This is a genomic window from Paenibacillus sp. SORGH_AS_0306 (genome assembly GCF_030819345.1).
In the GTDB taxonomy this organism is placed as follows: Bacteria; Bacillota; Bacilli; order Paenibacillales; family Paenibacillaceae; genus Saccharibacillus; species Saccharibacillus kyungheensis.
The window spans coordinates 3,792,725-3,804,499 of record NZ_JAUTBP010000001.1; the positions used below are offsets into that span (position 1 = coordinate 3,792,725).

An 11,775-nucleotide genomic window follows, 5' to 3' on the forward strand; every position below is an offset into this window, starting at 1 on the left:
CAAACTCCTTTTTCTATGCTTGATTGCATCTATAGATTATATATTATACTTCTTGTTTGTTTTGTGTAACTAATCGTTTGAGCAATAAACGCATATCTTTTACCGATTTCAAACGGTAATTAGCATGTGTATTGCCTGTTCCGATTTTGACGGAATATGAATCTTTTGGAAGCGCTGAGAACAAATCTTCATCTGTTGTATCATCGCCTACACCCAAAATAAAGTCATATTCTTGATCACGAAGCAACAAATGCGCTCCATGTCCTTTGTTAATACGGTTATCTTTCACTTCTAGCACTTTATTACCTTCTAGTACACCGATACTCATCGAATTGGTAATCGACAACAACGCTTCTTTAAGCTCATCGCGTTTGAGTCCGATCATATCAGGTTCGCACTGTCTGTAATGCCATGCTAACGAGTATTCTTTTTCTTCAATTAACGATCCTGGCGTACGATCTGTATACTTCTCTAAAATATGACGGATCGTATCTTTCCAATCGTTGTCTACATTGACAGTCATCATCCACTCTTCGTCTGCTCCTGGCTTACGGAACCACAGACCATGAGAAGCGATAATATGAAGATCCAGATCACCTAGCCATTTTTCCATTACAAAGCGATCTCGTCCTGTAATAATAACGACTGTATTACGAGGGTCTTTGCATAGATCAGCCAGCAACTGCTTCAGCTCTTCGTCTGGCTTCGCTTGTTCTGGCGTAGGCTTAAATCCTACCAATGTACCGTCATAATCTAAGAACAGTAATCGTTTCTCTGAATCGCTATACACTTTTTCCATATCTGAATATCCAGATTTGAGATTCAGAAGTGGACGAGTAGGCGTCTGCTCTTCAGTTGTATTTTTAAGAGCTACCAGGAATTCATCTGCCCAGAATTTCACATTATAACGGGAAAGACGAACATGTAGCATTTTGTTACGTTCGATTTTTTCATGATCTGGCATATCAAGTGCTGTTTTGATACCTGCTGCAATTTCACCGTAATCGTTCGGATTCACGATAACGCCTTCGCCCAACTCACTCGCTGCTCCTGCTGTTTCACTCAGAACAATCATACCTTTGTAATCAGTACGAGAAGCGATATATTCTTTGGCTACAAGGTTCATACCATCGCGTAGTGGAGTTACTAAGAGCACATCACTATTGCGGTAGAAAGCGATAAGATCGTCTTGCGTAAATGTACGGAAAAAGAACCAGACTGGCATCCAGCTCAGTGTACCGAATTTACCATTCACTTCACTAACCAGTTCTTCGATTTCACGTTTTAGCGAATCATATGCTTCTACACCGACACGAGAAGGCGCTACAATAAGGTTTAAGCGTACTTTCTCATGGTATTCCGGGTATTGCGCCAGAAATTGCTTGAACGCTTTAATACGGTCTGGAATCCCTTTGGTGTAATCTAAGCGATCGACCGAGATTATATTTTGTACACTTTTTGTGCTTTCGATAAATTCTTGTGCTTCTGAGGACAAATTTTGAGATTGATTCGGTGCTGCAAAGTAGTCGTAATCAATACCCATCGGGAAAGCATCCACTTGCACAGTATGTGTTTCTCCGTTGATTTTGTACAAGTTATGTTCTTTACCTAAAATACGACGTACACTACTTAAAAAGTGGCGTACATAATCATAAGTATGGAATCCGATCAGATTAGCTCCCAATAATCCTTGCAAGATCTCTTCGCGCCAGATTAACAGGCGATAGATTTCGAATGAAGGGAATGGAATATGCAGAAAAAACCCAATCCGAGTATCGGGATATTTTTCTCTGATCATCTGTGGAAGTAACATTAATTGATAATCATGAATCCAGATCGTATCATTTGGTTCGATCACAGGCTCTAACGCATCAAAAAACTTCTGATTGACGTTTTTGTAAGCATCCCATGTCTCTGTATTGTACTCTGCTTTGTCGTTAAAATAATGGAACAACGGCCAGATCGTTTCATTACAGAATCCATGGTAATATTGCTCAATCTCTTGTTCTGACAAAAAGATCGGTAAACAGTTATATGATTCTTGCAATTCACTATTGATCGTTTGTGTTTCTTCTTCGTTAAGATCGTCTTGTGCTACTCCAGGCCATCCTGCCCATAGACTATCCGATTGTTCGTGGTAGCTTTTCAGACCAGTAGCCAGTCCACCTATACTTTTACTATATTCAATCTCTGTTTCACCTTTTTTTACAGTTACAGGTAAACGGTTGGATACAAAAATAATTTTACTCATTGAATCCCCTCTCCTAAACAATAATTGAATAATTATGTGATTGGCTTGCTTTTCATTATGTGTAAATCGCCTGAATTTATCAGACCATTTCTTTCATTTGACTTCACCGACAGTAAAGTCATTGCTTATGCAAATTACCCTTAATTTATATGTACGACTCAACATGGCTGATCACAAATCATTATGAGAACCTTTTCATCCGCAATATATGTGGAAAAATAATAATTGCAAAATCAGCAAAATTATCAGTCTATTTGTAGATGAACGATCGTCCACTAGGACATAAAAAAAGAGAATGCTTAGCGCATTCTCTTTTTCTTATATCTATATACATTCCTGATTATTTGACCAATTGTCCGCGGGTTACACCTAGCTGATTAGTAGCTTTCAAAGTACGCCATACTTGGGTACCGTTGATCTCACCACGTAATGCTTTGGTATACAATTCGATCACTTCTGTGACTTGCTCTGGCGTTTCTTCAAGGAACTCAATACGGTAACTAGGCACTCCCAATTGTAGGAAATCACTTAAGTATTCAGCACCGGATTGTTCAATCGCATTATAAACAGTATTACGACATCCTTCATCTACACGTACCGGATGAGACATACCAATCCGGTCTTGCAACGAAACACGTTTTTCTTCACAAGGACGACCACAGTTCGTATAGTCTGTGCCTTCACTAAGGAAAGTACAATATACACAATGCTCGGTATGGAACATTGGCATATGCTGATGAATAACGACTTCTAACTGAGAAGTCTGTGTACGACTGAGCAAATCAACCATTTGTTGAATATTGAGATCGTATGAAGGTGTGATACGGTCAACACCTGCTTCTAAAAATAGATCTACTGTTTTGTGATTTGCTACATTCAAAGAGAAATCTCCGATTAATTCTGGATGATTTTCTTCTGGATGTGTCTGACGACGACTCAAGTAATAATACAATGCTCCTGTATTACGCACCAGCACTGCATCCGGTTGGAGACGCAGAATGTTCGCATGGTAACCATTTTCACCAGGCATATGAATACGCGGTGTCGCTAAAGCGATCTTTTTACCGGCTGCACGTACAGCGGCAACAGCAGCAGGAAATTGCTTAATAAATTCAAAGTCAGCATAGATCATTTCGATTCCAGCTTGTAGTGCTGCTTCCACTTGCTCTACGCTACGGCACAATGCTGTCAATGTTGCTGCTGTACCTTGAACAGGCGCAGAGGCTGCTACAGAATCACCGTACACTTCGATATCACGTTGAATATACACAGGTGGCTTCGGACGCTCTCCAGCAAGCTGTTCTACTGCTTGACGACGAATATTATTTAATTCACGCATCGGGATAATAATATCACCATGCAATTGCACTTCTAATTGATCCAATTGGAAAACAGTGCCTCCCAGACGACCAAATTGTTCTTCCAGTAATTCAGAAGTCATTGGACGTTTAGCAGCAATCTCTAGTTCCATTTCAGAATCGACACGTACAGTGACACCTTTTTGTACATCTGTCCACCATGTGACTAAAGGCTGTCCTACATGCCCTACAGCTTTGACATGAACAGGGAATACACGATAAGGCTTCTCGGTATCAAAGCTTTGTCTCATTCGTTTGTCGAGCGCAGGATCATTGGTTTTCCATACTTTATCACCGACATGTACACGATGTAGATTCACATCGTTACGACCTGGAACAATATCAACCATCCATGTCTCATCAGCTTCGCCTTCGATCTTCACGCCTTTACGACGTAGATCATAGACACGTCCGCCTTGCTCTTTTTGCGTAGGATCTCCAGCATCAAATACAATACCGTCTCCACGTTTGAGCGGTGCTTCTAAGCGGCAGACTACGCCATCACGTAATACCTGCTCGACACGTCCCATATAAACACCACGGCTTTTTGGGAATGTACCGTCTACTAATTTCTTGTTGTTCGTTCCATCTAAGAAACCATGGGTGAATCCACGAGAAAAACTTTGTTCCAATTCACGAATATCTTCGCGTGTAATCGAATCACGATCACCTTCAAAATAACGATCGATCGCTTTACGGTATTTGCTCACAACGTTGGCTACATATTCAGGCGTTTTGAGACGACCTTCAATTTTGAAAGAAGTCACTCCTGCTTCAATTAACTCAGGCATAATATCGATAGCCGCCAAATCTTTAGGAGAAAGCAAATACGTTACGTCTCCCATAATCTTCTGCGTTCCATCCACCATTAGATCATATGGCAAACGACAAGCTTGTGCACATTCTCCGCGGTTCGCAGAACGTCCGCCCCACATTTCAGAAGTTAGACATTGACCGGAATACGATACACATAGTGCTCCATGAACAAATACTTCCATTGGCAAACGTGCTTGCTCACCGATTTTTTTGATTTGTTTAAGGTTATTTTCACGTCCAAGTACTACACGCTCAATATCAAATGGCTTCGTAAATTCAACTGCTTCTGGTGATGTAATTGTCATCTGTGTCGAACCATGAATCGGGAAGTCTGGTGAAATCTCACGAATCATTTTAACCAATCCCAAATCCTGTACGATAACTGCATCTACACCTGCCACAACGCAAGCATCGATCAATTCACGAGCATCGGATAATTCATTTTCAAATACCAGTATATTAAAGGTTAAAAACCCTTTGACTCCATAGCTATGCAAAAACGACATAATCTCAGGCAATTCATCCATACGGAAATTGTTGGCACGCGCTCGTGCATTGAACTTCTCCACGCCAAAAAAGACTGCGTCTGCCCCATTGGCTACCGCCGCCCGCATGCAGTCCCAGTCACCCGCAGGTGCTAAAAGCTCCACGTCTTCTCTTCGTAACCCTGTATCACTCATGTAAAGTTTATATCCTCCTAGATTGCCATAACATTGGCAACACTTTTTAATATTGATCATGCGATCATGTATATCAACAGATACGATGATTTAAATTTATTCTAATTCCAGTGTAACAGACCGAAGAGCGTCTATCTACCTTATTGCTTGAATTTTCAATGAAAATCATGATCTTTTTTCATCTTTATTCATAAGAAAAAGCTACCGGTAAAGGTAGCTCTGTTCTTATAGACCGATTTAATTAGCTGTTAATTGAAAAGAAGCTAATACCTTAGCTAACTCTGCTTGATGAACAGGTGTATTATTGGCGTTATTGACTTCATCACTTAAAATATAAGTGATTTTGCCTTGAGTGAATAACGTATACGTTCCTGTATAAGGATGAGTCGCATCTGGATAATTGGCTGTAAATGTATAAGCCGGTACACCTGCAAATGTAGTCGGTGTGCCTTCAGATAATTCTACGCCATATACATTGTTATCTCCTGAACCTTCAAATGTGGCTTTCCATTGGGTCACTGCTTTTTCCAAAGAACTTGTTGTTTTGGTTGAAATATTGAATGATCCACCTGTATGAGAAAAATACACGTAAGACGATTCATAATCATTATCAGTACTTGTCCAATGACGAGGGACTTGTATACTGTAATGATTAAGTTTGGATGTGTGCGTGGTTACTTTGCTACGATCTTGCGAATAGTAATCAATCGGTAACGATCCAAAGTTTTCTTCCAATGTAGGGAAATCAAGTTCCAAGGAATCTGTGATCACTTTGAAATCTGCATCTTTCGAAGCTTTATCCGATGGAGTGCTATATTCTACATAATAGCGATATCCATTTTTTTGGAATAATACTTCATATTCAGTCGTCCAAGCATCTCCAAAGTTGTATTCTAATTTGTTGACAGTTGCTGTTTGTCCTGCAATTTCTTTTTGCTCGCTACCCAGATCACGATAAGCATCGCTGTTGAAATTGTCTACAAACCAGCCTTGAATCTTCTGTAACCAATCGGCTAATGTGCTTCCTGACGGTGCGCTATAGACATTAACAGACACATACGAACCATCTTTGGCAGAAGCATCGGTTGTATCTTCACTAGCTGTGAAATCAGATGGAAGTTCCATATAGACGCCATACTCACTAGCTTCTAATGTATTTTCTGAACCTGCGCTGTCTGCTTCACTGGCTAGATCTTCGATTGCTTTATCTCCACTATTGAAAGAAGTTTGGAACGAATTCAGTAAAGAAGTAACCTTTTTATCAGTAAAATCTTTATAACTGGAAGCTTCCGAATTAGCATAGAAAACATAATACGTATGTCCATTACCAGTATAAATACGTGTTTCTGACAAAATGCCATCTGAATTTTTGGAAATGATATAAGCATAATTGCCTTTACTACTGGAAACGGCTTTTTGATCAACTACCATTTCGCCAGCATCTTGCGCATACAATACCAAGTCGTCTAACAAATCCTGCGGATCACTTTCACTCGCTTCATCTGCGGAAGCAATTTCTGGATCGACAGAAATTTGTAAATAATAGTTACCTTCACTATCCATAAAAGTGGCACTCTCACTACTTTGAGAACCCAGATACATCAAATCGCTCGGGTAATTGATCGACCATTGATATTTACTATTTCCGACTTTCGTTTTACCAGCATGACTAGATTTATCTTTACTCGAATCCGTTGTTGCAGGTGCGGCTGTAATAATCATTTGACCGGATACCACTTTGAACTTCGCACCGATACTTTTCGCTACAGAGCGAACAGGAACCATTAAGATACCTGATTTCATTACAGGAGCTGCATCAAGTGTGAATGTAGAACCGTTTAAATATGCTTTTTTGCTACCAATTGTCATCGAAAGTGTACGTTTGCCGTATATCAACTTGATCGAATCATTTTCTTGCAACTTCACCTGTGCTTTGAATGCACGTGTAAATAGCCCTAATTGCACCATCGTGATTCCATTACTTTCGTAAGGTTTGACGATGCTTTGCTTTTGACCATTGATCGTTGCAGATGTACTGCCTTTTTTGATCTTCAATTCCAATAGTGCTGCTGCCGATGCTGTTCCTGTTGTTGCATAGACGGTTGTCAACACAAGCATAATAGCCAGTAGACTTGAAGCGGTAATCCGCAACCACTTACTCATTCAAGCTCCTCATTTCTGTATACAAGCTTGTTGGAAATTCCAACAGCGATTTCTGACTGATAGTGTTATATCTGTTATCGGGATGTTCCTCATACGATAGGCTTACAGCTGATTATTCTTTACTTAATTTAATTTGACGATTAATAATATCGCCATTGGATTGCATGACCAGTTTGACCGTTTGCCCTGGTACATACGATTTGAGAATTTCGTTAAGGTCAACCACAGTGTGTACTTTTTTGCCATTTATACTGTATAGAATATCGCCTTTTTTAATGCCTGCTTTGGTTGCAATCTTAGAATTCACTTTCCCTACTGTCAACGCATCATCAGTAGGCATACCGCTAAGTGCATCTTCACTTTCTTCAAAATCCAACCCTAAGGAAGCACGATGAACTTCTCCATATTTGAATAACTGTCCAATAATGTATTGAACGGTATCTGCTGGAATCGTAAATCCGAGATTATCTACGCCTAGTGCTTCATATTTCATCGTATTAATCCCGATCACTTTGCCATCCATATTGACCAATGGGCCGCCACTGTTCCCTGGATTGATCGCTGCATCGGTTTGAAGCAATTTGTACGAAGCATCAACAGCACGATTCACACCGCTAATAATGCCAGATGTTGCTGAATTACGTAGGGATAGTGATAACGGTGTACCAATAGCCACTACTTGTTCACCGACTACCGGTTGCTCTTTACTGGATACAAAAGAAGCAACTTTTAGCGATGTAGCATTGATTTTGATAATAGCTAGGTCACTGACAGTATCGCTGTAAATTTCTTTCACCAGATACGTTTTACTGTTTCCTTTGGCTTCCGATGTGATTACTTTAGCTCCAGGTTCCATACTGTCAATCACATGGGCATTCGTTACAATCCAACCGTCTGATGAAATAATAACACCAGAACCGAAAGCGATGCCTGTTCCGCCCGGCTCTTCGCTTTCAGAACCACCTTCCGAAGCGATAGCTTCAGCTGTAGGGGTACCTACAATACCTACTACAGAAGGAGAAATACGAGCAATAATTTTAGAAATATTACTTGTTGTAGAAGCTGCAAACTTTGGAGAGGAATATGTATAACTTGAAGCGTCGCTTGTATCCGATGCCCATACCGATTGTTGTGTCGGTAACATCAACACAGAAGTTAATAATACAAGTGCAGGTAATTTGGATCGGGATAATTTCAAATTCATCCAGCCTTTCTATAGTTGCGTATACGTTCCTGTAAAATTGTCATTTTGTAGGAAAAATAGTCTGATTCCAATGTAGCATATGCACAGGTATGACACAATTGCCATGAAGAACTATCTTTGCATATTCATTGGTAAATATAAGGATATTTAGGCAAAAAACAAGCCAGTACATCTGAATACATCGAACTATTCAACATGTACTGGCTATTATTGCTACTGCTAATGTTACACCTGACTGCTCTCTAACTCACGACTACGCTGTGTATCTCTTTCCAAAATAGGTTTGAGATAATGACCTGTATACGAATTCTTCACCTTCACCAGTTGTTCCGGGCTACCTGATGCTAGAATCGTACCACCACCACTACCACCTTCTGGACCAAGATCGATCAAGTAATCTGCTGTTTTGATTACATCCAGATTATGCTCAATCACCAGTACGGAATCACCGGAATCGACCAGACGATGAAGTACGGTTAATAGACGATCAATATCGTCTACATGTAGTCCTGTTGTTGGCTCATCTAAAATATAGATCGTTTTACCTGTGCTACGACGATGAAGTTCAGAAGCCAATTTCACACGTTGTGCTTCACCACCGGATAATGTAGTTGCCGGTTGACCTAGCTTCACATAACCTAGACCTACATCAAACAACGTCTGCATTTTACGCTGAATACGCGGGATGTTTTGGAAAAAGTCTACGCCGTCTTCTACGGTCATTTCAAGCACATCAGAGATACTTTTGTTTTTATATTTCACTTCAAGTGTCTCGCGGTTATAACGTTTGCCTTTACAGATTTCGCAAGGAACATACACGTCTGGTAAAAAGTGCATTTCGATTTTGATAATACCGTCTCCACGACAAGCTTCACAGCGTCCACCTTTAACGTTGAAGCTAAAGCGACCTTTTTTGTAACCACGTACTTTGGCTTCATTGGTCTGAGCGAACAGATCACGAATATCATCAAATACGCCTGTATACGTTGCTGGGTTGGAACGTGGTGTACGACCGATAGGAGATTGATCGATATCTACTACTTTATCCACATGCTCTAATCCACGAATTTCACGGTATTCACCCGGACGAACTCTAGCTTTGTTAAGATCGCGAGCTAGTGTTTTGTATAGAATTTCATTTACTAATGTCGATTTACCAGAACCGGATACCCCTGTAACAGCTGTAAATAATCCAATTGGAAATTTAACATTTACATTTTTAAGGTTATTTTCTTTGGCTCCGCGAATCTCTAACCAACGATCGCTTGCTTCGCGGCGCTTCGCAGGTACAGGAATAAATTTGCGCCCACTTAAATATTGACCTGTCAGCGAATCAGGATGTGCCATGATCTCAGCAGGTGTTCCTTCTGCAATCACATGACCTCCATGAATTCCTGCTCCTGGTCCAATATCAATAATATGATCTGCCGCCATCATGGTGTCTTCATCATGCTCAACCACGATTAACGTATTCCCTAGATCACGCATATGCTCTAATGTGTGAATCAGACGATCGTTATCCCGTTGATGTAATCCAATACTTGGCTCATCCAGAATATAAAGTACACCGGTCAGACTGGAACCGATCTGCGTCGCTAGACGAATACGCTGTGCTTCACCACCAGACAACGTTCCTGCTGCACGTGCCATTGTTAAATACTCTAGTCCTACATTCACTAAGAATCCTAAACGACTGCCGATTTCTTTCAAAATCAAGCGAGCAATACTTTGCTCTTTTTCGCTCAACACTAGATTTTCAAAAAAGGTAGTTGCTTCACCAATTGGCATCGCTGTTACTTCAGAAATATTCACCTTATTGACAGTAACCGCAAGAATTTCTTTTTTCAAACGATTGCCTTTACATACTGGACAAGGCTTCGCACTCATAAATCCTTCGATATATTCGCGCATACTATCTGAAGATGTATCTTTGTAACGACGTTCCAAATTATGAATAATACCTTCGAACAAGACTTGAGCTTCTTTTTTCTGTCCAAAGTCACTTTCATAACGGAAACGAATCTTTTGTCCATCTGAACCTTTTAAAATAATATTGATCTGCTGTTCTGTTAACTCAGACACAGGTACATCGATCGGAATTTTGTAATGTTCACAGACTGATTTGAGAAATTGCGGATAATAGTTCGATAATCCACCGCTCCATGCTTGAAAAGCACCTTGATCGATCGTTTTACTTTTATCTGGAATTAACAAATCAGGATCGACTACCATACGTATACCTAACCCATCACATTCGGTACAAGCTCCAAACGGGCTGTTAAACGAAAACATACGTGGAGATAACTCTTCCATACTGAATCCACAGATCGGACAAGCAAAATTCGAACTAAAACGAAGTTCTTCTTTATCAATGATATCTACTAGCAATTGACCGCCAGACATTTTCAAAGCCATCTCAATTGAATCTGCTAGACGAGCTGCTACATCTTCTTTGACTACGATACGGTCAACTACCACTTCGATCGTATGTTTTTTATTTTTTTCCAGTTGAATATCTTCTGATACATCTCTAATCTCACCATTGACACGAGCACGTACAAAACCTTGCTTGGAGATTTCAGAGAAAATGCTTTTATGTTCACCTTTACGTCCAGAAATAACAGGTGCCAAAATCTGTAGACGTGTACGCTCAGGATATTCCATAATACGATCGACCATTTGCTCTACCGTTTGTGAAGTGATCTCAACTCCATGCACAGGACAATGAGGATGACCTACACGCGCAAACAAAAGACGCAAGTAATCATAAATTTCGGTAACTGTCCCTACAGTAGAACGAGGGTTACGACTGGTTGTTTTCTGATCAATCGATATTGCAGGGGATAGTCCTTCAATCGAATCGACATCTGGTTTCTCCATTTGTCCCAAAAACTGACGAGCATATGCAGATAATGATTCGACATAACGACGTTGACCTTCTGCATAAATCGTATCAAATGCAAGTGAAGATTTCCCTGATCCACTTAACCCTGTTAATACAACAAAGCTATCGCGAGGGATACTAATATCAATATTTTTGAGATTATGCGCTCGTGCGCCTTTAACCTCAATAAATTTGTTTGCCAAATAATCCAACCTCCAAGTCCGGTGCTTCCGGAGTAATTGCTACACTTCTGTATATCAACATCTCTAGTTGAGCATGTATCGAATTTAGCTACAAGCTATGATAAAGGTTGCCAAACATCACTGCATCAAGCACAGGATATTTAACAACCTTCATTATTTATCTATTAAATAATTGATGATCGCCAACGATATCGATCTGTTATTAACTATAACTAT

At 40.2% G+C, this 11,775-nt stretch carries 5 protein-coding genes; all 5 read right to left on the reverse strand.

Annotation, left to right across the window (positions count from 1 at the left end; genetic code table 11):
* Positions 1-43 precede the first annotated feature (43 nt).
* The 5 genes from QE450_RS16765 to uvrA all read right to left on the reverse strand — a co-directional run bounded on the left by QE450_RS16765 (position 44) and on the right by uvrA (position 11,559).
* Complete coding sequence (locus QE450_RS16765) at positions 44-2,251, reverse strand: bifunctional alpha,alpha-trehalose-phosphate synthase (UDP-forming)/trehalose-phosphatase (protein ID WP_273613706.1); 2,208 nt, start codon at positions 2,249-2,251, stop codon at positions 44-46.
* A 340-nt stretch (positions 2,252-2,591) separates the two neighbouring features.
* Positions 2,592-5,105, reverse strand: a complete 2,514-nt coding sequence (locus QE450_RS16770; RefSeq protein WP_301263833.1) for a U32 family peptidase — start codon at positions 5,103-5,105, stop codon at positions 2,592-2,594.
* A 237-nt stretch (positions 5,106-5,342) separates the two neighbouring features.
* Positions 5,343-7,268: a stalk domain-containing protein gene (locus QE450_RS16775; protein ID WP_307300719.1), complete on the reverse strand. Its 1,926-nt coding sequence runs from the start codon at positions 7,266-7,268 to the stop codon at positions 5,343-5,345.
* Positions 7,269-7,380: 112 nt separating this feature from the next.
* Complete coding sequence (locus QE450_RS16780) at positions 7,381-8,466, reverse strand: S1C family serine protease (protein WP_307300721.1); 1,086 nt, start codon at positions 8,464-8,466, stop codon at positions 7,381-7,383.
* 231 nt (positions 8,467-8,697) lie between these two features.
* Entirely contained in the window at positions 8,698-11,559 is a 2,862-nt protein-coding gene (gene uvrA, locus QE450_RS16785; protein WP_273613710.1) for an excinuclease ABC subunit UvrA, read from the reverse strand.
* Positions 11,560-11,775 lie beyond the last annotated feature (216 nt).